A 24991-nucleotide genomic window follows, 5' to 3' on the forward strand; every position below is an offset into this window, starting at 1 on the left:
GAGATCCATGCACGCATGGCAGTCTTGAATAAATTCACAGAATTAGGTCGCCCTCATACCCAAGTTGTCTCTTAAATTTGAGTAGCTTAAGGGAACTCAGCCTTTCAAACCTTTATGCAACAAAGCCAAAGGCAATTGGAAACTCTGTTTAATAATCTGACTAGGTAAATCGGTTTTAACACTGGTAATACCATTTTTTTTAGTCAGATGGGTCGACTGGAATTTACGGTAACTTTCCAGATCAGGCACCACAACCTTCAGCATGGCATCACTCTCTCCCAAAATGATATAGCACTCCATCACCTGAGGCAGTTCTTTCATGGCCTCAATAAAGGTGTCAATGGTTTCAGCATCTTGACCGACCAGCCAAATCCGTGAAAACAAAATCAGCTGAAAGCCAATTTTCTGTTGATCGACAATGGTGGTGTAATTCTGAATCACACCCGCATCTTCCAGTAATTTGACCCGCCGCAAACAGGAGGAAGGTGAAAGTCCAATTTCCCGCGCCAGATCATTATTCTGAATACGGCCATTGGCTTGTAAGTGTCGAATGATATTTTTATCAATTCGATCAAGTTTTACTCGCACAGACTTGGTGGATATTTTCATAAATTAGAATAATATTCGAAAAATAAGACTTATTATAAAATAAATTGAAAGCCAATTTTGTAAAAAATCGCAGATACTTGTTTCACTTTCTGGAGTTTGAAAGGAAAAGGAAATGTCTGTATTTGTACTCTTTGCACTGACCGTGCTTCCCCTGATTTTTACGCCTGGACCCGATATGTTATTTATCCTGTCTCAAGTGATGGGTAAAGATGCAAAAGCAGGCATGATGGCGACTGTCGGTGTGTGTTGTGGTTATCTGGTGCATTCGATTCTGGTCGCACTCGGAATTGCCGCGATTATTGTGTCCTTTCCGGTGCTGTTTGAAACGATTCGCTGGCTCGGAATTGCTTATCTGCTGTATCTGGCCTTTGGCCTGTTCAAGTCAGTATTCAGTAAAAATGTGCTGAACATTGAGAAAAAGACGTCAGCCAATCCGATTCAAAAAGGTTTTTTTACTGCGTTATTAAACCCGAAAGGCATGCTGATTTATTTTGCGATTTTGCCGCAGTTTATTGATAAATCGGCCAATACTGTCAGTCAAGGTTTGATTCTGTCCTTTATTTTTATTGGTCTGATTTTTGTGGTGTATTGTGGCTTAAGTATTTTGTTCAGCAAAATCAGCCAGAAAACCCAGATTGATGAACGTAAACAAAAATGGGTAGACGGAACTTCTGGTGGTTTATTGGCGCTTGCAGCAAGCTGGCTCATCATCAATTAAGCCCGATTCAAAAAAGCATACTTTTCACAGTATGCTTTTTTTATAGTTAAAAGCACTTGAAAAAGAGATGACTTTCCTGGCGTATCTATAAGTGAGCGGGTTGCTTATTCAGTCAATTGGTCTTTTTAGTGGGCCAAATCCGTTTCAAAGAAGATTTCTGTCTAAAATGACAAATATGATTGTGGGTTCATCCTGCCAGTTTTGCTGCCAACTACTTTCATTTTATTTTGCGTACAGCTTTTCAATCAGAACTATTGATGTGACTAATCAAATAAAAAAATAATATAAATCAATGCTTAAATTTTAAGTAAATGTTTATACATTTCATTGTAATAAATGGATAACAATTAATTGTGAACGCATCGTTCAGGTAAATTTACGCATTTTTACAGCTCTTTGTTGAATTGTGACTTGACCGAAATGCCGTACACATTGCAAGATAGGGCACCTAAAAAAATTTAAGTGAAGAGTTACACTAACTTTTCTCAACATTTACATTTGCTAAAACAGCCGAGGATTACATGAAGGCTCTTGTTGCTGTAAAACGTGTGGTTGATGCCAACGTTAAAGTTCGTGTTAAACCGGACAACAGTGGTGTTGACTTAACCAACGTTAAAATGTCAATTAACCCATTCTGTGAAATCGCAGTGGAAGAAGCGGTTCGTTTAAAAGAAAAAGGAACTGTTTCAGAAATCATTGTTGTTTCTATTGGTCCTAAAGAAGCGCAAGAACAGATCCGTTCTGCAATGGCGCTTGGTGCTGACCGCGGTATTCTGGTTGAAGCTGATGACAGCCAGCTCGGTGCGCTAGAAATTGCTAAAATCCTGAAAGGTGTTGTTGAAGCTGAACAACCACAATTAATCCTTCTAGGTAAGCAAGCCATTGATGACGACTCTAATCAGGTTGGTCAGATGCTTGGCGCTCTAATGGGTGCGGGCCAAGGTACATTTGCTTCTGAAGTGAAAGTAGATGGCGACAAAGTACAAGTAACACGTGAAGTAGACGGTGGTTTACAAACTGTTGAACTTGCACTTCCAGCCATTATTACCACTGACTTGCGTTTGAACGAGCCACGTTATGCAGCGCTTCCAAACATCATGAAAGCGCGTAAAAAACCGCTTGATAACAAGTCGCCTGCAGATTTTGGTGTAACGACCACAACTAAACTGAAAACAGTAAAAGTTGAATCACCTGCAGAGCGTAAAGCTGGCGTACAAGTGAAGTCTGTAGACGAGCTTGTAGAAAAATTGAAAAACGAAGCGAAAGTGATCTAATACAGAAGGATAAAAATCATGAGTATTTTAGTTATCGCTGAGCACGACAACAAAGCATTAAACGCTGCTACTTTAAACGTTGTTGCTGCGGCGCAAAAAATCGGTGGTGATATCACTGTATTGGTTGCTGGTTCTGGCGCTCAAGCAGTTGCTGATCAAGCAGCGAAAGTTACGGGTGTAAGCAAAGTCGTACTTGCTGATGATGCTGCTTATGCAAACCAGCTGGCTGAAAACGTAGCGAAACTGGTTGCTGAATTAGGTAAAGGTTATAGCCATATTCTTGCTGCTTCGACTACCACTGGTAAAAACATTTTACCACGTGCAGCTGCGCTTCTTGATGTGAGCATGATTACCGACATCATCGCAGTCGATGGTCCTAAAACATTCAAGCGTCCGATCTATGCAGGCAACGCGATTGCAACTGTAGAGTCAGGCGAAAATGTCGTACTGGCAACTGTTCGTGGTACAGCATTTGATGCTGTTGCTGCTGAAGGCGGTTCTGCCTCTGTAGAAGCTGCGACTGTTGCTGGCGATGCAGGCATTTCTAAGTTTATCAACGAAGAAATCGTAAAGTCTGAGCGTCCTGAATTAACAGCTGCTCGCATCGTGGTGTCTGGTGGTCGTGGTGTGGGTTCTGGTGAGAACTATCACGCGATCCTTGATCCATTGGCGGACAAGCTTGGTGCTGCACAAGGTGCATCACGTGCTGCAGTAGATGCTGGCTTCGTTCCTAACGATATGCAGGTTGGTCAAACCGGTAAAATCGTTGCACCTGACCTGTACATCGCTGTCGGTATTTCTGGTGCAATTCAGCATTTGGCCGGTATGAAAGAATCTAAAGTGATCGTTGCGATCAACAAAGATGAAGAAGCGCCAATCAATGCAGTGGCTGACTACTGGTTAGTTGGTGACTTGAACACTGTTATTCCTGAATTGGTTTCTAAAATCTAATTCCTGAATACAGTTTAAAACGCCTCTTAGTCTCTGTACCAAGAGGCGTTTTTTATTGGAAAATTTTTAAAGATACTCGGCAGTCGAAACTAGAGTATGTGATTTGGATGAAAAGTGATAAAATCCTGCTTTGCTTTTTCTCCTGTTTTGATCATGTCCTTTTCCAGAATCGCTCATATCCTGTTTATTAGTTTCCTGCTGATTGCGCTCTATGTGAGTATTTGTGTGCATACTGCGTTGAATGCACCGCTGTCAGTAACCCAGTATTTATTCAGTGAGTCGGGCGCTTTTGAAGTGCTTAGTCCTTGGCTATGGTACTTGCTGGCCATGCTGTGTCTGCTAAATACTGAAATTAAACTGAATACCCGGATATTTACCGCTGCTGCTGCGATATTGTTGGGCTTCAGGGAAATGGACTTTCATAAGCGACTGTTTGACGACAGCTTTATTAAAACCAATTTCTATCGCAGTGCTGAAATTCCGCTCATGGACAAGCTGCTGGGCTTTATTTTATTGCTCGGCATTATTTTTGTCTTTCTGGTACTGGCAAAAAAATTGGTAAACACCATACGCAGCATGAAAGATTCTTTGAATATTGCGCATTTTTTTATCTTCCTGACCATTGCCTGTGGCGGACTGAGCAAGGTTCTGGATCGCACGACGTCAACCCTCAGGGAGGAATTCAATATTCAGCTCATACCACATACGCAGGTCATGATCATGACCATTGAGGAAGGGGTGGAGATGCTATTGCCGATTCTATTGATTGTGGCGGTGCTGACTTATCGCAAGGTACTGAATCAAGCGCATTAAAAGACAGATTAAATCTAAGGAAGATGCCCATTTTGTGTGTGCATCTTTTTTTTGCACTGCTGTTTTTATGTATATTTTGGGTGCAAAAAAATATGGATGTGGTGCACTTGTTTTTGACGCTGAAATAACAGGAAAATGACCACTAAAATGAAGATAATTAACAAGGTTAAGCTGAATATTTCGACACAAAAATACAAGTGTTTATGCTATAATTTAGGGCTGTATTTTAGTTTTTAACTCAGTCGTTTGAGTTAATGATTTTGCTAGTTTTACGACATATAAATACAAGCCAAAACTGGCTTGTAGAATAAGGAGTATGCATGAGCGTATCGGAAATTAGACCGATTGCCATTGAGGATGAACTTAAAAGCTCATATCTCGATTATGCGATGAGCGTGATTGTGTCACGTGCATTGCCCGATGTACGAGATGGTTTAAAACCTGTTCATCGTCGTGTGCTTTTCGCAATGCACGAATTAGGCAATGACTATAACAAAGCTTATAAAAAGTCTGCACGTGTCGTCGGTGACGTGATCGGTAAATATCACCCGCATGGTGACTTTGCCGTATACGAAACCATTGTACGTATGGCACAAGATTTCAGTTTGCGTTACCAGTTGGTCGATGGTCAGGGTAACTTTGGTTCGGTCGATGGCGACAGCGCAGCAGCGATGCGTTATACCGAAGTGCGTATGCGTAAACTGACCCACGAACTCTTGGCGGATCTTGAAAAAGATACCGTCGAGTGGGAAGACAACTACGATGGCTCTGAGCGTATTCCTCAGGTGATGCCCACCCGTGTACCGAACTTACTGGTTAATGGTGTAACCGGTATTGCGGTGGGTATGGCGACCAATATGGCGCCGCATAACATGACTGAAGTTGTGAATGCGTGTCTGGCCTATGCCAATGATCCCCAGATCAGCATCGAAGGGTTGATGGAACACATTTCTGGTCCGGACTTCCCGACAGGTGGTATTATTTACGGTAAATCGGGCATCGTGGATGCCTACCGTACCGGTAAAGGCCGTTTACACATCCGTGGCAAGTATCACTTCGAAGAAGATCCAAAGAATGGCCGTACCACGATCGTGTTTACGGAAATTCCATATCAGGTCAATAAAGCAAAAACCATTGAGCGTATTGCTGAACTGGTTAAAGAGAAAAAACTGGAAGGTATTTCCGAGCTGCGTGACGAGTCGGACAAAGACGGTATGCGTATCGCGATTGACTTGAAACGTGGCGAAAACGCCGAAGTAATCGTGAACAACCTGTTCCAGAACACGCAACTTGAAAACTCTTTCAGCATCAACATGGTCTGCCTAGATAATGGCCAGCCTAAACTGATGAACCTGAAAGATATTATTGCAGCGTTTATCCGTCACCGTCAGGAAGTGGTAACGCGCCGTACCATGTTCGAATTACGCAAAGCGCGTGAACGTGGTCATATCTTGGAAGGTTTAACCGTTGCTCTGGCGAATATTGATGCCATCATCGAAACTATCAAGAGTTCTGCAAACCCGGCTGAAGCACGTGAGCGTTTGCAGGCAGGTGAGTGGACAGGTGGCGGTGTATTGGCATTGCTAGAAAAAGCTGGCTCAGTTTCTGTACGTCCGGATGAGATTGAAGGTGAAGACCCAAGTCGTCCGTTTGGTCTGGATGGCGATATTTATCGTCTGTCACCCACCCAAGTCAATGCGATTATGGAACTGCGTCTGCATCGTTTAACCGGTCTTGAACAAGACAAGTTACATGCTGAATATAGTGAAATTCTGGCGCAAATTGCTGAACTGACTGCAATTTTAAATGACTTTAATCTGTTGATGAACGTAATTCGTGAAGAATTGGCTTTGATTCTTCAGCAATATGGTGATGCACGTAAAACCTCGATTGTTGAATCACGTATCGATTTCTCTCGTGAAGATCTGATTCCTGAAGAGCAAATGGTGCTGACGGTTTCAAAAACAGGTTATGCGAAAACTCAACCATTGTCTGACTACGCCGCACAGCGTCGTGGTGGTCGTGGCAAGTCTGCAACCAGCATGAAAGAAGACGATTACATTCAACATCTGATTGTGACGTCAAGTCATGCGACGGTACTTTGCTTTACCAACGTTGGTAAAGTCTATCGTCTGAAAGTGTATGAAGTGCCACAAGCATCACGTGGTGCCAAAGGTCGCCCAATGGTGAACTTGTTGCCATTAGACGAAAACGAGACCATTACCGCAATTTTACCGGTGATTGATGCACCGAAGAAATTCAAAGAACGTCTGGCGGACTTCAAAGCCTTCGTAAAAGCCAATGCTGCACAACTGCAAAGCAATGAAGTGATTAATGGTCACTTTACGGCACTTGAAGCGGCACTTGCTGAATCTGAAGAGGGTGCGGATGATATTTCTGATGCACTTCGTGTTCAATTGAAAGAGCTAGGTTTAGAACTTTCAACGACCGATCTTGATGATGACATCATCAATGATTTTGCACAGCAGGCTGAAGCGGTTCGTAAAAACTTCTATGTGTTTATGGCGACTGAATACGGTACGATTAAACGTGTAGAACTTGAACAGTTCTCGAATGTGCGTTCAAACGGTTTACGTGCGATTGAACTGAATGGCGATGACACTTTAATTGGTGTTGCGATTACTGACGGCGAACAGCAAATCATGTTGTTCTCGAACGAAGGTAAAGCCATTCGCTTCGCAGAAACTGATGTACGTTCAATGGGTCGTTCAGCCAAAGGTGTGCGCGGTATGCGCGTGACCATCGGTGCAGCAGCCTTGCTGGAAGAAAGCGAAGAAACTGAGATCGAGTCTGATGATGAAGATGCTGCAGATTCAGCATTGATCAGCCGGATTGTATCTTTAGTTGTTGTCCCTGAAACTGGCGAAGTATTGTGTGCTTCTGAAAATGGTTATGGTAAACGTACCCCGGTGGATGACTTCCCGACCAAGAAACGTGGCGGTAAGGGTGTGATTGCACTCAAGACCTCAGAACGTAATGGTCAGTTAGTCGGTGCAGTAGCGATTGATGCATCTAAAGAGCTGATGTTAATTTCTGATGGCGGTACTTTGGTTCGTACCCGTGCCTCTGAAGTGGCTCAAACCGGTCGTAATGCACAAGGTGTTCGTCTGATCCGTCTCGGTAATGAAGAGTTACTGGTTGGTGTGGTTTCAGTTGAAGCTGTTGAAGAAGATGAGTTTGTTGAAGCGATTGAAGGTGAAGAATCTTTAGTAGCAGAAACAGATGTAGCGACTGAAACAGATACAGTAGCTGAACATGTTGAAAAAGATGGTGAAAACTCAGTAGAAGAATAAGTGTTCTATTGATAAAAAGGGCGCTTCGGCGTCCTTTTTTATAAATCTTGACTGAATGAAGGTAAGCGATGAAAACCCAATCAATGTTGTTAGCGGCAGCAGTTGCATTAAGTGGCTGTAACTCAATGGACAATATCCCAAACCCAAGTCCTGAGCAGGAACAGGCAGCACAGCTGGCCTATGAGGATTTGCGTGATGGGAAGTATGACGAGTTTCTGGATCAGCTAGAGCCGCAATTGCAAACACAGTTTAAGGACAACGAAAAGCTGATGAAACGCTTTTCACGTTCAATTCCGAAAGGTGAGTACAAGTCTAAAACTTTAATGACCAAGCAGATTGAAGAAGCAACCAACCAGCCTGGCCAATATAAGATCAGCTATGAAATTGCCTATCCAAATAATCTGGTGCAGTATGATGTCAGTTTCGACCAGCCGAATGGTAGCAACAAGATTCGTAATTTTAATATTCAGGTCTTTGGCGAATCTTAATCCATAAGTTGATGACAGCATAAATCCAATGCTTTATCTGCTTTGACTCACTTGAATCAAACGTCGATAAGCCAAGAAAAAACATAAACTGCCTATCAGCCCCAGATATATCAGTTTAGGCAAAATCAGTGCGGTCGGTACACCCATCTGATTCAGTTGAATAAACATCTGCACCATTTGGGTAGAAGGCAGTATCTCAGCGATCACTTGCATCCAGATGGGCATAGCTGCATGTGGCCAGGCAGCACCGGATAAAAAAAATAGAGGGATAGAAGTAAAAACAATTACATGTCCAGCGCGTTCCGGCATATCCAGAAAACTGGCAAATAGGCAGGTGATTCCAATCACAGTGTAAACGAAAACCGGCACAGCCAGCAGCATGCCGAATAGGTTACCCCCTCGCGGATAATCAAATAACCAAAAGGTAAATCCAAATAAATAAAAACAACCCAGACAGCCAATGCTCAATATCGCTAAACATAGCCCAATCAACGCATTTGAGTTTAACTGCACTTTTCTTTCGCGGTACACCAGAATCAGCATATTCAAACCTAAAAAAATGGTCTGATGAATGATGAGAGGGGCGACCGCAGGAAAGACATAACTGCCATAGCCGGAGAGCGGATTAAACAATGGAATCTGATGCACTGATAGGGCAGGAGAAAAATCTGAAACCTGGCCAAAACGTTCAGCATAGTCTGCCAAGGTCTGCTCAAGAGAGGTCGCTAAACCGATCCCCATCTGTTTGGTGACTAAAAAATTGGCAGCACTTAAGTACAGTCCTATTCCACCCGTTTCACCATGCCTTAACGTTTGCGATAAATTGTCCGGTAGCAGCAAAATCCCATCCGCTTGTTGCGATTCAACCCATGTTTTGGCTTCGGCGAAATTGCTGGTAATCGCCTTGATTTCAACATCCGGGCTTTGACGGACTTGGCTAATAATCCGCGCGCTCAAGTGACTTTGTTCTGCATCAACAATAATAATCGGTAAGGCTTCGGCTTGCTGTGCCTGATAAGCAAAGGGATAAAAGAAGCTATAAAACACCACTGATAAAATCAGCGTGGTAAAGATAGCGCCGTGGCTGGCAATATCTTTAAAGCTGCGCAGATAATAAAACCAAAGGGATTTCATCAGGCTGCTCCTTTGGCTATTTTCTTGAGAAAAATATAGGCTAGCAGTGCGTACACCACCACATAGGCCAGCAAGATCCATACAGCTTGCAGTGAGATCTGCACTGGACTGCCAATCATCCATTGTTCAGTTTGTAATTTGGCATAAGGAGTAAAGGGGATAATATTGGCCCAAAACTGGGTGAATAGGGGTGCATTATTTAAAGGTAAAGTCACCCCGGCAAAGCTCAATGATGACCCACCATATACAGCAATCAAGCCGAAAGATTTACTTAAATCTTGGGTGGTCAGCACCACCGCAGCGCTTAAAAATGCATAGGCGCTATACAGCAGCAATTGTGCCAATAAAATCAGACCAAGCGAACCGGCAACAAACCAGCCGCGAATTTCAATCATCCAAAACATCCACGCCCAAGTCCATAGACTAAAAATAGCCACATAGACCAGATTTTTAGACACTAAAGCCATCCAGATGGATGAGTTGCTAATCCAGCTTGTTAAGGTCTGCCGCTTCAGTTCCTGACCGACGGAAAATGCCACACAACAACACAGCAGTAAATGCAGAACTGCGAGAATGACATAAGGTTCTAGATATAACTCATAATTCAATTGCGGATTATACAAAGGTGAGATTTTGATCTGTGGTGTCGGTGCTTGGATATAGGGCAGTCGATTCACCAGATAGTGCTGTTCAGTAAACTCAGCCAGGGCTTGTAAGGTACTCACCAGCATGGCTGAAGAAATTGTATTGCCGATACTGAAATAACTCTGGTTAAAGGCAATGCTAATTTCTGCATCCTGAGCACGAACAAAACGTTGTTCGGCACCATTTGGAATATGGATATAACCCCAAATTTTATTTTTATTCAGTAGGCGTTCAACTTCAGCAGCTTGCTCGGATACCGTTTCAATTTTAAGGGTATGATTGAGCGAGACATGTCGATAGATGCTTTGGCTGAACGCACTTCGGTCTTGATCAATAATGGCAATCGGTAAATGAGTAGGCTTGCCCTGCGCAAACATGCTGCTGAATAAAATAATTACTAGAGCAGGTGCCAGCGTAACCAGGCACAGATCCCATTTTTCTCGGAGCAAATAGCGTAGTTCGCGCCATATACCCAGCCACATTAGGGTGTCTCTTTAAGTTTAAATAATACGCTCATACCGACTTTCAGTTCAGGCATGGTTTGTGTCGGTAGCAAATGCAGTTTAAAACTTCTCACATCATAGCCGCCGGTTTGGCGGGTGGTTTTAATGGTGGCAAACTCACCCTCAGCGCTAATACTTTTGATCTGAAAACTGGCTGTTTGATCCAAGGCTGGAATATAACCTTGAATGCTTTCTAATTTTTGAAATGGAGCATACTGGTCTTCGCGAATATTCAGGCTTACCCACATCTTCTCTTCAATCAGGCTGACCACGGGCACTGCGGTTGCGACCAGCTCAGATATTTTGCCATAAGTTTTAGACACCGTTCCATTGACGGGGGCCAGCAATTCGGTTTCTGCTTCTAGCGCATTGGCTTCGTTTAGAGCAGCCTGGGCAATGTCTACTTGTGCATCGGCTGAACTCTTTTGCTGCGGGGTGCTGCCACGCTTGGCACGTGCATATTGCTGATAGGCGGCCTCAGTCATTTCTAGCGCAGATTGACTGGCTGCATACAGTTCATCACGGCGCTGACGTGAAATCACACCTTCCTTAAATAGATTTTCCCCACGCTGATAAGATACTGTGGCGAGATTTTGCTGTGCTTTTAGCGATTGCCAGTTGGCATACAGACTCGCGACATTTTCTTCCTGCGAGCCACGTTCAGCTGTGGACTGTAAGGCCAAAGCCGATTGTAAGGCTGCTGTAGCTTGCTGTTTTTTGGCTGCAATTTCCGGGCTATTTAAGCGAACCAGAACATCGCCTTTTTTAACTCGCTGACCTTCTTCCACATAGATTTCTTCAATCCGGCTTGGCACTTTGGTGGCCACCTGAATCGTTTCAGCCTCGACACGACCTTGCAATTCAATCGGCGTCGGTTGATAGCTTTTCCATAATCCAAAAATAATCACGGCCAGCAGAATAGGCAGCAACGCCAGCAGTAGATATTTTTTCTTTTTGGAGATTTCAGGAGGCTGCTCATCGGTTGAGGCCGGCGCGTGATTTTCCTCTAGCGTTGCTGATTGGGTCTGTGGAGCGGGAGAGCTTTCTGTTTCGGTAGATGAAACCGCTTCATTCACAGGATCATTGGGTTTTTGATCGTCGTTCATGTTCGGCTCCATTAGCGAATATAGTGGGTATTGGTGTGTTGAATATAATTGGGAAATTCTGCAATCGAGCCATGGCTTTGTAACAGGGTGGCCAGTGACATCACATATTTATAGGCATTCAATGCAGTTTCGGCTCGTAGCCCGCTAAGCATGTTTTGGGCATCAATGACCTGTGTTGCTGTTCCGATATCCTCTTTAAAGGACAACTCTTGAATGCGTAAATTTTCCTGCGCAGCTTTTAGATTTTGTTCCAACAAAGCATGACTTTGCTGTGCACTCAAGGCTTCGCTATAAGATTTATAAATCAGGTTTTCAATCTCTTGCTGGGTGCGTGAGGTGAGCAGTTCTGTGGCATAGCGTTTGAGCTCGGCCGCCTGAATATTTTTGTTTTTATCAATCCCTGAAAACAGGTTATAGCGTGCGGCAACACCGACAATCCAGTTTTGATTCTGATCCAAACTATATTCACCAAAAGCAAAGACATTGGGTTTTTTTGCTGCTTGCTGAGCTTTGACATTGGCTTGTGCTAATTGGGTATCTAGCTGCATTTTTTGAATCAGCGCAGAGTTTTGACTAAAGGTTTTCAGTAGTTGATTTAAAGCCTGTGGCTCGGTCTGATTGACAAATAAAGGTGTCGACAGTTCAGTGATACTGCTTTGTTGCAGCAGATTATTCAGTTGAAATAGACTGGCATTTAAATTGGTTTGCATATTTTGCTGACTGCGCTCGGCATTATTACGCGCCACTTCAAACTGCATGCGCTGGCCTTTGCTAATAAAACCTTGCTGTTCCATTTTTAAGGCATTGCGATAATGCTGTTGCATGGCATTCAGATTAAATACTGCTGCTGCATGGAGTTGCTTTTGCAACTGCACATTAAAATAACTTTGAATCAGTTCAAAACGCTGCGTGTCTTGTTGCTGTTGATTACTGAGCTGACTGCGACCGACCTGAATATTGGTAATTTCCTTGGCGCTATGAGTCAAACCACCGGTATAAAGCGGCATCATCATGGACACGGTAGGACGAATCACTTGATCTTCGAGTACGACCTTGGAGGTATCGGGAATTAAGCCTACACCAGCATGAATCGGTTGTTGTAAACCTTCTTTTAAAGGATTGGCAATATTCGCAGCTAAATTAAACTCATCAATTTTATTATTTAAGCCATTGGTGAGAGATTGCTCCAGGTTGTTTTTAAGAGCACCCAAAGGAATATCTAATTCATTACGAAAGGCATAAGCACGCACATTCAGATCGACACGTGGTAATCCCAAACCTTTTACCGCTTCAGCTTCAAGTTTCGAGGCTTGTTCCAAGCTTTGATAGGCCTGACTGCTGTAAGAAGACTGCAATAACTGTTTTTCGGCGTCTTGAAAACTCAAAGTCTGGGCGTATAGACCCTGGCTATTCAACCATAGACCTGACAATAATCCACACCCCAAAAATAATTTACTTTTATAGTTCGTCATATTCATGCAAGCAGATGGCCAAAGTGAAGAATAAGTTGATTTGTGTACATTATAAATCAGTGGTTTGCAGCTCAGTAAGGGGCATGGTTGTAGTATTGTTTATTTTACATCTGTCTAGCATTAAGGACGCTTGCGCGTCCTGACTAACTTAGGGCGGTTCTTTTGAAATTTTCATCATTCATGCAAAAATCTAAACAATCTTTTAAAACCCCTACGGCTCTATAAATATGCTCCGGTTTATCCAGATAAATTTGTCCATTATTTAACACTTCTAGACCCGCTCTATTTAATTCAAGTTTATGTCTCTCATCAATGGGAACAATAAATTGAACAGTAGGACGTTTTCGGTTCACATCATAGCGGAATAACCATCTATTATTTTTACTTTGATACAGAATGGAATAATAGCTCTCCGTATCTTTTCCGGTGAGTTCATGGTCTGGAAAAAGTTCATGGATAATATTTTGTAAGCTTTGTTCATCTACCGTGGTAACAATTCTTTGATTCTGAGGATTTATAATGTCTTGTTGAAGATTTGAGGGAGTCGGTTCTTCTGAAACTTCATCAGTCCTTAATTCAGTTTGTTGCTCAATGGGTTGTGCTGTAATGATGGTGGGTGCAGATAAGCCTTTTAAAACCGTATCGCTAATTGCACGTTCGACTGCTTGTTTAACGAAGGGTTGAATTGATTCAAGGAATTTTGTATTGAGCTGTCTTGGAATATTGGCTTGCTGAGCAACATAACGTACAAAATCAATATCGACTTCATTAATTGATTTTTTGATTACCGCTTTAAACTGTTGGATATACTGATTCTCTTCGGCAAAAAATCGTAATTTTTCTACATGGAAATTATCATGTTTGAATTCTGCTAATTGAGTCAGTTCTTCGGCTTGATGTTTAGTGAAATCAACAACCAGAAAAGGTTTTTCATCCATAATATTTGGATTAATGAGGTCAGTGAAAAAACGCCATTCACGTCCATTGGTAATGACGCCAATGGTCACTCCCAGAGTAGAGTTAAAATATCGGGAGAGTTGTGGTGCGTGATTTGTTAAATTACTTGCATAAGATTTGGCTTCAATAAACATAACCGGTTGACCATTACAATATAGCGCGTAGTCAACGCGCTCTGTTGATTTGACACCAGGAAAATCAGCGGCAAACTCTGCCAGTACTTTCGTTGGATCATAAGGACTGAAGCCTAAAATATCCAGAAGTGGCAATATAAGTGCTTGTTTGGTGGTTTCTTCAGTTGAGCAATGCGCACCGACACGTTTAACATGCTCAATATGTAATTTGAGGCGATTAATAAAGTTATCCATTTTTTCCCTACTTATAATTTTTCAGATTATTTTTTAATCATTGTGAGTTCATCATAATAGTTTTATTTTTAAACTCAAACATTTAATAAAAATAGGCATAATAAGTTTAATTAATCCTATAAATGGTCAACTTATCTTGTGAATCTACATTGATTTTTTGACTGTAATTACAGTTTGAGATTGAAATAATTTTGTGCAAGACCTTGCCAGATATGGTTAAATGCCATCATTTTATTGTGTCTCACATAGATAAGGAAAACTCATGCGCGCGTACAACTTCTGTGCTGGTCCTGCTGCATTACCGACTACCGTACTTGAAAAAGCTCAAGCTGAAATGCTTGACTGGCATGGCAAAGGTCTTTCGATCATGGAAATGAGCCACCGTAGTTCCGACTATGTGGCCGTGGCTGAAAAAGCGGAAGCAGACCTACGCAAACTCATGAATATTCCCGAGAACTACAAAGTATTGTTCTTGCAGGGTGGCGCATCCTTACAATTTTCGGCAATTCCATTGAACTTGCTGGGTAAAAATAACAAAGCGGACTATATCCATACCGGAATCTGGTCTGAAAAGGCCTTGAAAGAAGCGCAACGCTATGGCGATATCAATGTGGTAGAAGCAGGTATCAAAATTGATGCTAAACATGCCATCAGCGCGCAAAGCGAATGGAAGCTGTCTGCCGATGCCGCCTATGTGCACTATGCAGACAACGAAACCATTGGTGGTCTGCAGTTTGCCTCTATTCCTGAAACAGATAAGCCCCTTGTTTGTGACTATTCATCAAGCATTTTATCTGCGCCACTTGATGTATCAAAATTTGGTGTGATCTATGCAGGTGCGCAAAAGAATATCGGCCCAGCGGGTTTAACCCTGGTGATTATTCGTGAAGATTTACTGGATCAAGCCAAAGCTGAAATTCCAAGTATCTTAAAATACTCAGATCAAGCCAAAAATGGTTCTATGGTAAATACGCCGTCGACTTATGCATGGTACTTGTCTGGTCTGGTATTTGAATGGTTGCTGGAAAATGGTGGTGTAGAGGCCATGCATAAAGTGAACCTGGAAAAAGCCAATCTGCTTTATGGTTATATCGATCAAAGCGATTTTTATGCCAATCCAATCTTCAAAGAAAATCGTTCAATCATGAATGTGCCATTTACTTTGGCCAATGCAGATCTTGAAAAACAATTCCTGAAAGAAGCAGAAGCCCAGCATTTATTGAATCTTGCGGGTCACCGCTCTGTCGGTGGTATGCGTGCCAGTATTTATAATGCAGTGCCATTAGAGGGCGTACAAGCCTTGGTGAATTTTATGGATGACTTTGCAAAACGCAATGGTTAATCCCTGAAATGTAAAAACCCAGCATAGGCTGGGTTTTTTTTATGCATTCGGTTATGTCAGGGAATTTAAAAAATAAAAGTATGCAGGGTAAAGCCGCAGATCAGCATTCCCAACATGAAAAAAAGGCATGACATCATATCAATATTATAGCGAGAGCTAAGATGATGCTCGACCTGGTCTAATGTTTCTTCTTGCACGATTTTCATAGATATTTATTGTCCGATCTATTTATCGTTAATACTATTTGTTGTGAGTATTTTTATCATAAAAAATTGATTAAATAAAGTACATTCTTGATTAAAGTTCATAAATTTTCATTTTATTTAAATATCAGCTTTGGATTTGTCTGAACTTATTCGTATGCGAAATCAAAGTCTTATTTTTACAAGATTTTTAGGATTCGATTGCATGTATAAAATGAATTCATGTGAATTTAACAATGTGGATAACTCGATTTTTTAAATGATTTAAATAGGTTGTTAAGCTAGAAAAAATGGGTAAAAAATAATCAAAAAAATAAAATTAAAAACAGAAAATACGGATTAAACAAAGAAGATCCCCATCAAAAAGAAGACCTTCTTTGTTTATTTTAACTTAAGCCGATTTTCTATAAATATTGGCCTGAATCCACAGATTTCCACGAATATATTGACCAATCTGGAAATTTTTATGCTGCTCATTCCGCGTTGCAATCCGGATCAAGGTGGCTGGTTGACCTTCATCATGAATCAGCGTGACATCATACAGGGTATAGTCCTGATCCATAAACTGCATGGCAGTTTTACCGACAATATTGCCCTGAAACCAGGCTTCATCTTCCTGGCCCATGGTTTCACCATAAAGATAAGCCACCATTTTAGAGAAATCTACAGTAACAGGTGCTTTATCTTCTTCTGACTGTGGCTGCCAGGCATCAATCTGTTCCTGCAAATTATCGGGTGCCACGCCTTGGTTGGCTGCCAGAATATCATTCAAGGCACGGTGATGCTTGATCGAAGCCGGATCATCCACCACCAGATGTTCATGGTCAGCCACTGCTTCAAGCTCATAGGCCCAAGCATTCAGATTCACCACATAGGACTGGTCTTTTTCATAATGCGGATGATTGACGCTATACAGACTATCGAAAGCATAAATAATATTGTTGGCACCCAGATTCAGACGTAATACCGCCTGAGTATTGGATTTGCAGGAAATAATTCGGTCGATGGTCGCTTTGACCTGATAAGGACTGTCAAAGCAGGGGAATGCAGTTTTTACGGCCTGTGGCTTATTATTTTCTATGGCGATCACTTGGCTCAATTGCACCGCAGCTTTACTCGGCCCCTGAATCAGCCAGGTATTTTCATCCATATCACATTCTTGTGTGCAAATGCCCATCGGCATAATAGGCGCATCAAGAGCTTTGCCTAACCACTGTGGCACATCTGTACCTGGATTCTCGGTGAGTAATGTCCAGTGTTCGACGTGACTACCGAAATTCTGATCATCAATGGTGATGATCTCTGGGCTATTCTGATTTTTCATATGCACAATTGATCTTGGATGACTTATTTATAGTTAATCGAGGGTCATTGCGATTTTTCAAGTCAATCGAATGAATTTTCAAATTAAATGCAGCCAATTTTTTTCTAGACTAAATCACAGTCGTTGCTCAAATCAAATAGATTCAAAAAAACATGAGCGACAGCAGCGATGAAAATGCAACGATTTAATCATCAACCTGATCCTCTCAATTTGCTAGAATACCCAGGATTTATACCTTAATGGGAAACCCTGTGTTGCCATTCAAACTTTGGGTCGATGCTGATGCATTACCCCGTATTTTAAGAGATGTGATTATCCGTGCGTCGGATCGCTATCAGTTGGAAGTGACTTTTGTGGCTAATCAGTCGGTGGGCATTACGCCTTCAGTCCGGATTAATTCAATTCAGGTGATGAGTGGCGCTGATGCTGCAGATAAAGAGATTATTCTGCGCATGAAAGAGCATGATATTGTCATGACCCAAGATATTCCCCTGGCGGCAGAAGTGATTGAAAAGGGCGGGATTGCCATTCATCCACGCGGTGAAGTGTATACCACGGCCAATGTCAAAGCACGTTTACATCTAAGAGACTTTATGGATAGTTTGCGTGGTGCCGGTGTACAAACGGGTGGGCCACCTCCGATTTCAGAGCGGGATAAGCGTGAATTTTCAAGCGCACTGGATCAAACCATTCAAAAACAAAAACGTAAAACATCTGCACTTTAAGAGCAATCGCGCATGCCAACACACACCAATATGGTTGTGACCTATCTTTTATTGGTTTTTATCTGGGCCACTACACCGCTAGCCATTGTCTGGAGTGTAAGCGATCTGCATCCGCTCTGGGCACTGGCACTGCGATTTTTTCTGGCATTGCCTTTTGCATTTATCTTGTTGTGGCTGTTTAAAACCCGTTTTCCTGTCGATTCTCTCTCGATGCACAGTTATTTGGCTGGCGCATGCAGTTTTATCGGCTCACAGATTTTCACTTATCTGGCCACGGATTATTTGAGTTCAGGCATTATTGCCCTAATGTTCGGTCTGGCACCGATTATTACCGGATTGATTGGCCGTTTTGTATTTCAGCTCAAGCTGTATCCTTCGCAGTGGGGAGGTATGGCGATTGCGCTGCTGGGGCTGGGCATTATCTGTGTGGGTGGTAAAGACCAGCATGTTCAGCCGATTGGCATAGGCCTGATGTTGCTCAGTGTTTTTATTTACTGTGTTTCGATGTTCTGGGTGAAAAAAGTCAATGCACCTTTAGAACCCATGGCGCAAGCTGCGGGTTCTATTGCAGTTTCAGCGGTCATGGCCTGTGCCATGTTGCCGTTTATCTGGCAATTTGCACCGACCCAGATTCCGCAGGCTAAATCGCTGATTGGACTCAGTTATGCTGTAATCATGGCTTCCCTGATTGCGATGTTCTGTTATTTTAAACTGGTACAGAAAATCAAGGCGACTACTTTGTCATTGACCACCGTATTGACGCCGATGCTGGCCTTATTTGTCGGGGTAATTCTGAATGATGAAAAATTATCGGGTGGGGCTGTCTTTGGTGTTGTTATCTTGCTGGCTGGTTTATTGTTATATTTTTCCAGAGAAATTAAAGCGAGCTATGCAGCTCGCCTTCCATCCAGTATTCACAATGACTAAATCAGTGATTTAAGCAAAGTTGGCTTTGACACATTCACCCAGTTTGACACGGTCTTGTGGGTGCATGGTAATGAAATAAGCACCGGTCCGGAATTTGCTATTTTCTTCTTCACGACTGTAGGCCACTTGGGCGGTTGCCGCAATATGGAAGAAATTTTCCGGGTGGCTTAAAGTCACGTGCAGATAGGTGCCTTCAGTGATGGGGCGGTCACTAAAGAAACTAAAACCGGTTTCCGAAAAGTTCACCTGCTCTGGTACAGGTAACATGCTTTGTACAATTGCGTCATACAAAGAACCGGTAATAAGGTTTAATTTTTGGTTGAATAAGGATAAGATTCGAGCAATTTGTTGATCTTTTTCAGATAATTGTTCTAATTCGTAGTTAACCGCATGATCAAATTGATCTAGCTCTGCAAGTAGTAGAAAATAGCGGGGCAAGACAAAGTTAGAGTCATAAGGATCATTTAAGGCAACATCATCGGAAATAATCTGATAATTAATTCGTAAGGCAGCATCGATGCGAGACATAACGCGTCTTTCCGTGTATCCGTTTGGATGCTGTACATTTTCCATAATTTATTACCTCGGACTAGATGGTTATGTTTAAACCAATCTCGCTGTATATAGGGTTGAAATATACTCGCGCACGGCGTAGTAACCACTTCATTTCTTTTATTGCATTGGTCTCAATGATCGGTCTCACGCTCGGTGTAGCAGTCCTCATTACAGTTTTGTCTGTGATGAATGGGTTTGACCGAGAGTTGAAAAATCGTGTCTTGGGAATGATACCTCAAGCTACTGTTTCTTCAACGCAAATTCTAACAAATTGGCCCGAACTTGCAAAGCAGATTGAGCAGCATGAGCATGTCCAGGGGGTCGCACCATTTACCCAATTACAGGGCATGCTGACGGCACAGGGACAGGTTGCCGGGATTATGGTCAGCGGGATTGAACCCGAGTATGAGAAAAAAGTATCCATTATACAAAACCATATGGTCGAGGGCAGTATTGATAGCCTGAAAAAAGGTGAATTTGGTATTGTTCTGGGCAAGCAGATGACCGATGCCATGGGGGTCGGTTTAAACGATAATATTACCTTGGTATTGCCAGAGGCGACCCCTTCACCAGCAGGTGTGGTGCCTCGTTTCAAGCGCTTTAAAGTGGTGGGAATTTTCAGTATTGGTGCTGAAGTCGACTCGATGATGGGATATATCGCTTTAAATGATGCTTCAACTTTGTTGCGTCTACCAGATGGTGCACAAGGCGTGCGTTTAAAACTGGATGATATTTTTGTCGCACCGCAAGTGTCTCAGGAAATCGTGCGGGATTTACCAGCCAACTTCTACGCATCTGACTGGACTTATACCCATGGTAATCTGTTCAGCGCGATCCAGATGGAAAAAGCCATGGTCAGCTTGTTATTATTCCTGATTGTGCTGGTAGCGGCATTTAATATCGTTTCATCACTGGTGATGGTGGTGACGGATAAAAAATCGGACATTGCGATTTTACGGACTTTGGGTGCTTCGCCTGCCACCATTACCAAAATCTTTATGGTGCAAGGCACGGTGATTGGGGTGATTGGGACATGTGCCGGCGCAATCCTCGGGATTATTGCAGCGACCAGTATCAGTAGCTTTATCGGCTGGTTAAACAATACTTTGGGTCTGAATATGTTTGATGCCTATTTTATCAATTATCTACCTTCTTATTTACGCTGGCAGGATGTCTTGGTGATTGTCGGCTTGTCATTGGCCTTAAGTTTTGTCGCGACGATTTACCCCGCTTTACGTGCAGCAAAAATTCAACCGGCAGAGGCTTTGCGTTATGAGTAATCTGATTTTAGATGCCCAGAATATTCACAAATCCTTTACCGATGGCAAAGCCACCGTCGATGTGATTCGAGGCTTGTCGCTGCAGGTCAAAGCAGGTGAGTTTGTCTCGATTGTCGGTTCGAGTGGTTCTGGTAAAAGTACCTTATTGCATGTTTTGGGTGGACTGGATCGACCAACATCAGGGCAAGTGATGGTCAATGGTCGCCGTTTCGATACCTTGTCCGAAGCAGAGCGTGGCTATGTGCGCAATGAGCATTTGGGTTTTGTGTATCAGTTTCATCATCTGTTGCCAGAATTTACGGCACTGGAAAATGTAGCCATGCCCCTGATGCTCCGCGATAATGTGAAGTTTAAAGAAGCCAAACAGCAGGCTGAATACTTGCTGGAGCGGGTTGGTCTTTCGCATCGTCTGACACATAAGCCAGGTGAATTATCTGGAGGTGAGCGCCAGCGTGTGGCCTTAGCGCGTGCAGTGGTGGGCAAACCTAAACTGATGATGGCGGATGAACCGACCGGAAATCTGGATCGTAAGACTGCAGCAAAGATTTTTGAACTGCTCACCGAATTGCAACGTGAATTCAATATGGCGATGCTGATTGTGACGCATGATGAACAACTGGCACATGCTGCAGACCGAATTTTACATATGCAGGATGGTCTGTGGGTCACACCCTAAATCAAGAGAATATTCGCATTTGATTGAAGCTCACTCCGGTGGGCTTTATTATTGGGTGAAATAATAACCATAAAGAATAAGATCCAATGTTGCAGTGGCTGTGTATCGGCTGGATTTTAGGTCTGGCCTGTATGGGGAAAAGTTTTCTGTCTGTTCAACTGAGCAGCACGGTCGTTCTAATCGCGGTATTACTGTGGTATCTGGGTTGCCGTAAATTAAAGCACATTTTCAACACACCATTCAGTAATTTGGCCATGACTGGTTCAAGCCTGCTGTTAGGATTATTTCTAGGCCATGGCTATGCCAATCTGCAACTGTCTGAACGCTTGTCGACGCGTGAACATGAAGTCTCCGAAAAACAGATTGTGGTGCATATCAAAGACCTGAATAAACTTGGTGAGCAGAATATCCAGCAAGCTCTGCATGTGCTCAGTCCTGATGGCAGTACAGTTAAATGGATGGGCTTTTTGCCTGTCCAAGAACCCGTGACTCAATCCAGTTTGATAAATGCGCAGATAAAGCAGCACCTCCTTGAACTTGGACGATATTACTTAATTCAAGGCCAAATCCGACCTCATCATAGTTATGCCACCCCCGGATCTTTTGATGCTGAAAAGTGGGCATTACAGCAAAATATCATGGCCGGTTTCCGAATCAAGAGCATTCAGGAGTTACAACCGCAACAACTTTATGCGCTTGGTCATGGCAAATATTTACGCCAGCAGCAAAATTTAAGTCCGCGAATTTTACTTTGGGTAGAGCGGCAGCGACTGGCATTAAGAGAATTCGTAGCCAGGCAACCCGTACAGCATAAAGGTTTGTTATTGGCCTTATTAAGCGGTGATGAAAGCCTGTTAGATCCGGCGACAGAGCGACAATTCCAGCGTTTTGGTATGAGCCATTTATTAGCCATTTCCGGGCCGCACGTTCTGATCTTTGCCTTGATGGTCTGTGGTACTTTGCAATATCTGATTTCAAGATTTATGCCGCATATTTATCTGAAATGGCCAAGGCAGTATTTTTTGAGCCTGCCTTTTTTACTATGTGTCTTGCTGTACTGCGCCTTTGTGGGCTTTGAAATTCCAGCGCTACGCACTTTATTGATCTGCGTGATTGTGACCTTTACCTTGTTGCTCAGGCAAAATGTGCAAGCTTTAAAATTACTGATTCTGAGTGCTGCCTTATTATTGCTCTTTGATCCTTTCAGTATTTTGTCGGCTGCATTCTGGCTGTCTTATGGGGCCTGTTTTGTTTTGCTGCGAATCTATCAGACCATTCAACAGCAACCGCGTCAGATAGAACAAACCTTATTACAACGGTTGTATTTTGCGTTGAAAGTGCTGCTGGAATCACAATGGAAAATCTTTCTGGCGCTATTTCCCTTGATGATGCTGTTTTTTAAGCAAATCGCCTGGATTACCCCATTCAGTAACTTGGTCGCGATTCCATGGATTGGGCTGCTGATTGTGCCTATAGATATTCTGGCGGCTTTGTTGTTTTTTATTTCAGAGCCACTTTCCAGTGTGGTATTTCAATTGAATGATGTTTTCATTCACATGCTGCTGGCATTTCTGGATCTGCTTGATCGGCTGTTTGCTCCACAACTGATTCCGGTGGCGATGAATGTCTGGATGATTGCGCTGTGTATTCTGGCCTTAATGATTGTATTTTTACCGCGTGGCCTATTGCCCAAAAGCTGGACGGTGCTTGCCTGTGTGCCGCTGTGCATTCCTCAGCTCAATCAGCATGCATTTCAGCTCTCTATTCTGGATGTGGGGCAGGGACAAGCAATTTTTCTTCGGGATGGAGCACGCAGTATGATGGTCGATATGGGCGGCTATTATGATGAAGAAAAATTCAGTATCGGTCGACAGGTGATTCTGCCATTTCTGTCTGTGCAAGGTGTGGGTAAGCTGGATCAACTGATTTTAACCCATCTGGATCAAGATCATAGTGGCGCTTATCACAGTATTAAACATCAATTGAAAATTAAAGAGGTATCGTCCAATCAGATTCCTGAAATAGCGCACTCCTCCCGTTTTCAGTTCTGTCATCAAGGTCAGCAGTGGCAATGGTCTGAAGATATTCAGTTTAAAATTTTGGCACCTCGGCAGCAGCAGTTAAATACAGCCCATTTCAATAAAAATGACCGGTCTTGTGTGGTATATCTGCAAGTTAAAAATGCCGGGCCTTATCAAAATTTTTTACTCATGGGCGATGCGGGTTGGGAGACTGAGTATCAGCTGCTCCAAGATTATCCTGAGCTTAAAGTTGATGTGCTGGTGCTTGGACATCATGGCAGTCAGCACAGCTCAGCCTATCAGTTTTTAGAAGCTTTACGGCCCAAACTGGCAATTGCTTCGGCAGGAAAATTTAACCGTTATGGTCATCCGAGCCAACTGACGCAGCAACGGCTCAAAGCACTCAATATTCCATTACTGACTACAGCCGAACAGGGCAGTTTGCACTTTCAGCAACAAGGTTCCAAACTGATACTTTCTGCCGAACGGCATCAATGGCAATGGTTATATCGTCAGTCTTTAAATTACTGATTCTAGAGCAGGCTGATCTTTAGGCAGAGCTTGCATTCTCAAGGCGTTCACTTTGGCCAAAGCCTGTTCATGCTCCAGTGTATAAAGATTACCCAAATCTTGATGCGCATTGAAGCGTTTATAGCTCCAGTGATAATGTTCAGGATGGCGGCGGATTAAATCTTCAATACTGTTGATAATAACTTGCGTACCCTGATTGGCATTGCCACTATAAATTTTCTCATCAACTGCCTCGATGAAGATATCAAAACCATCTTCGGTATTCCGCAGGGCATATAGAAACAGGGCGCGGGCTTTGGTCTTTTGAATCAGCTTGGCACTTAAATTACTGGTGGCCAAAGGCACCCCAAAATACGGTATATATTCACCACCGACATTTGGGGTATGGTCTGGCAAGATCACGGTGGTGCCACCTTGTTTTAAGGCCTTAAAAATCTGACGGACGCCAGATTCATCGGTCGGCACCAGATGTGCCTGTTCGCGGCTACGCGCAGCCCGTACAAACTGATCCGCTGCCTGATTTTTTACAGGTTTATACATAATGGTCATGGAAGTAAACTGGGCGACATAGGCATTCATGATTTCCCAGGTACCAAAATGTGGCACGATTAACACCAGGCCTTTATTTTGTGCCAGTGCATCATGCAGTAGATCTTCGCCAATGACGCGATGCACCCGTTTGATATTTTTCTGATTAGTTGAGCCCCAAATGGTAAAAAACTCGAAATATGACATTAATTCATTGCGAACCGCAGCACGGTTAATACGCTCACGTTCGTCATTGGACAGTTCAGAAAGGCTGATCTCGAGATTGAGGCGAATGATTTCCGAAGTTTTGGTGACTTTGAAACTGTTCACAATAAAGGCCAGAAGACGGGCCATCCATCGAGAAACCGGAAGCGGTTGGCGGCTAATGTATTTGAGTAAACCGTAAGCTGAATTCCGTGAGTCCTGTTTGGTCATTGATTTCGTCTAAGTACAATAAAAAGAGAACAAAATTTATTATAGGCGAAAACGTTTTGTTTAGACAGAATTACCCGATTCAGTGTATATAA

The 24991-nt window shown here is 42.9% G+C and carries 21 protein-coding genes; 12 read left to right on the forward strand and 9 right to left on the reverse strand.

Annotation, left to right across the window (positions count from 1 at the left end; translation table 11 throughout):
• Window positions 1–96 precede the first annotated feature (96 nt).
• Window positions 97–609: an Lrp/AsnC family transcriptional regulator gene (locus tag FTU40_RS04800; RefSeq protein ID WP_180040014.1), complete on the reverse strand. Its 513-nt coding sequence runs from the start codon at window positions 607–609 to the stop codon at window positions 97–99.
• 112 nt (window positions 610–721) lie between these two features.
• On the opposite strand from FTU40_RS04800, the gene FTU40_RS04805 reads away from it, so the two are divergent.
• From FTU40_RS04805 to FTU40_RS04830, 6 genes are all read left to right on the forward strand, one after another.
• A complete protein-coding gene (locus tag FTU40_RS04805) occupies window positions 722–1327 on the forward strand; it encodes a LysE family translocator (RefSeq protein WP_005097656.1) in 606 nt (201 codons plus the stop codon).
• Between the two features lie 521 nt (window positions 1328–1848).
• On the forward strand, window positions 1849–2601 hold the full coding sequence (locus FTU40_RS04810; protein ID WP_005097655.1) for an electron transfer flavoprotein subunit beta/FixA family protein: 753 nt from the start codon (window positions 1849–1851) through the stop codon (window positions 2599–2601).
• An 18-nt stretch (window positions 2602–2619) separates the two neighbouring features.
• A complete protein-coding gene (locus tag FTU40_RS04815) occupies window positions 2620–3552 on the forward strand; it encodes an FAD-binding protein (protein WP_005169982.1) in 933 nt (310 codons plus the stop codon).
• A 153-nt stretch (window positions 3553–3705) separates the two neighbouring features.
• Window positions 3706–4365, forward strand: a complete 660-nt coding sequence (locus FTU40_RS04820) for a hypothetical protein (protein ID WP_180040016.1) — start codon at window positions 3706–3708, stop codon at window positions 4363–4365.
• Between the two features lie 320 nt (window positions 4366–4685).
• Entirely contained in the window at window positions 4686–7679 is a 2994-nt protein-coding gene (gyrA, locus tag FTU40_RS04825) for a DNA gyrase subunit A (protein WP_180040018.1), read from the forward strand.
• A gap of 68 nt (window positions 7680–7747) precedes the next feature.
• Window positions 7748–8167, forward strand: a complete 420-nt coding sequence (locus FTU40_RS04830) for a hypothetical protein (RefSeq protein ID WP_005169984.1) — start codon at window positions 7748–7750, stop codon at window positions 8165–8167.
• Between the two features lie 33 nt (window positions 8168–8200).
• Here the strand turns inward: FTU40_RS04830 and FTU40_RS04835 are convergent, their stop codons facing one another.
• The 5 genes from FTU40_RS04835 to FTU40_RS04855 all read right to left on the reverse strand — a co-directional run bounded on the left by FTU40_RS04835 (window position 8201) and on the right by FTU40_RS04855 (window position 14352).
• Window positions 8201–9301, reverse strand: coding sequence for an ABC transporter permease (locus tag FTU40_RS04835; protein WP_100329070.1), 1101 nt, complete (start codon window positions 9299–9301; stop codon window positions 8201–8203).
• On the reverse strand, window positions 9301–10428 hold the full coding sequence (locus FTU40_RS04840) for an ABC transporter permease (protein WP_180040020.1): 1128 nt from the start codon (window positions 10426–10428) through the stop codon (window positions 9301–9303). Before FTU40_RS04840 ends, FTU40_RS04835 begins: the two co-directional genes overlap by 1 nt.
• Window positions 10428–11555, reverse strand: a complete 1128-nt coding sequence (locus FTU40_RS04845; protein ID WP_180040022.1) for an HlyD family secretion protein — start codon at window positions 11553–11555, stop codon at window positions 10428–10430. Before FTU40_RS04845 ends, FTU40_RS04840 begins: the two co-directional genes overlap by 1 nt.
• Before the next feature lie 11 nt (window positions 11556–11566).
• Window positions 11567–13033 carry a TolC family protein gene (locus FTU40_RS04850; protein WP_180040024.1) on the reverse strand — a complete coding sequence of 489 codons (1467 nt, stop codon included), beginning with the start codon at window positions 13031–13033 and terminating at the stop codon, window positions 11567–11569.
• A gap of 137 nt (window positions 13034–13170) precedes the next feature.
• Window positions 13171–14352 (reverse strand): type I restriction endonuclease, encoded by a 1182-nt coding sequence (locus FTU40_RS04855; protein WP_005170006.1) that lies wholly within the window; start codon window positions 14350–14352, stop codon window positions 13171–13173.
• Between the two features lie 262 nt (window positions 14353–14614).
• Between FTU40_RS04855 and serC the strand changes: the two genes are divergently transcribed.
• A complete protein-coding gene (gene serC, locus FTU40_RS04860; protein ID WP_074383369.1) occupies window positions 14615–15694 on the forward strand; it encodes a 3-phosphoserine/phosphohydroxythreonine transaminase in 1080 nt (359 codons plus the stop codon).
• A 594-nt stretch (window positions 15695–16288) separates the two neighbouring features.
• Here serC and FTU40_RS04865 read toward each other — a convergent pair.
• A complete protein-coding gene (locus FTU40_RS04865) occupies window positions 16289–17221 on the reverse strand; it encodes a hypothetical protein (protein WP_100534844.1) in 933 nt (310 codons plus the stop codon).
• Between the two features lie 239 nt (window positions 17222–17460).
• Between FTU40_RS04865 and FTU40_RS04870 the strand changes: the two genes are divergently transcribed.
• Together FTU40_RS04870 and FTU40_RS04875 are read left to right on the forward strand one after the other, a co-directional pair.
• Window positions 17461–17946, forward strand: a complete 486-nt coding sequence (locus FTU40_RS04870) for a YaiI/YqxD family protein (RefSeq protein WP_005097638.1) — start codon at window positions 17461–17463, stop codon at window positions 17944–17946.
• A gap of 12 nt (window positions 17947–17958) precedes the next feature.
• Window positions 17959–18873, forward strand: coding sequence for a DMT family transporter (locus FTU40_RS04875; RefSeq protein ID WP_180040026.1), 915 nt, complete (start codon window positions 17959–17961; stop codon window positions 18871–18873).
• 9 nt (window positions 18874–18882) lie between these two features.
• Here FTU40_RS04875 and FTU40_RS04880 read toward each other — a convergent pair whose 3' ends face one another.
• Entirely contained in the window at window positions 18883–19446 is a 564-nt protein-coding gene (locus FTU40_RS04880) for a PilZ domain-containing protein (protein ID WP_005097634.1), read from the reverse strand.
• Between the two features lie 26 nt (window positions 19447–19472).
• On the opposite strand from FTU40_RS04880, the gene FTU40_RS04885 reads away from it, so the two are divergent.
• From FTU40_RS04885 to FTU40_RS04895, 3 genes are all read left to right on the forward strand, one after another.
• Window positions 19473–20708: a lipoprotein-releasing ABC transporter permease subunit gene (locus tag FTU40_RS04885; protein ID WP_005097633.1), complete on the forward strand. Its 1236-nt coding sequence runs from the start codon at window positions 19473–19475 to the stop codon at window positions 20706–20708.
• A complete protein-coding gene (gene lolD / locus FTU40_RS04890) occupies window positions 20701–21384 on the forward strand; it encodes a lipoprotein-releasing ABC transporter ATP-binding protein LolD (protein ID WP_005097632.1) in 684 nt (227 codons plus the stop codon). Before FTU40_RS04885 ends, lolD begins: the two co-directional genes overlap by 8 nt.
• Before the next feature lie 86 nt (window positions 21385–21470).
• The gene (locus FTU40_RS04895) at window positions 21471–23936 is read left to right on the forward strand and encodes a DNA internalization-related competence protein ComEC/Rec2 (protein WP_180040028.1); all 2466 of its coding nucleotides are present in this window, start codon (window positions 21471–21473) and stop codon (window positions 23934–23936) included.
• On the opposite strand, the gene FTU40_RS04900 is transcribed toward FTU40_RS04895, so the two are convergent.
• On the reverse strand, window positions 23925–24899 hold the full coding sequence (locus tag FTU40_RS04900; protein ID WP_074383365.1) for a lysophospholipid acyltransferase family protein: 975 nt from the start codon (window positions 24897–24899) through the stop codon (window positions 23925–23927). The two genes, FTU40_RS04895 and FTU40_RS04900, sit on opposite strands and share 12 nt — an antisense overlap.
• Window positions 24900–24991 lie beyond the last annotated feature (92 nt).

The organism is Acinetobacter sp. YH12100, from assembly GCF_013419135.1.
GTDB classification, from domain to species: Bacteria; Pseudomonadota; Gammaproteobacteria; order Pseudomonadales; family Moraxellaceae; genus Acinetobacter; species Acinetobacter pseudolwoffii.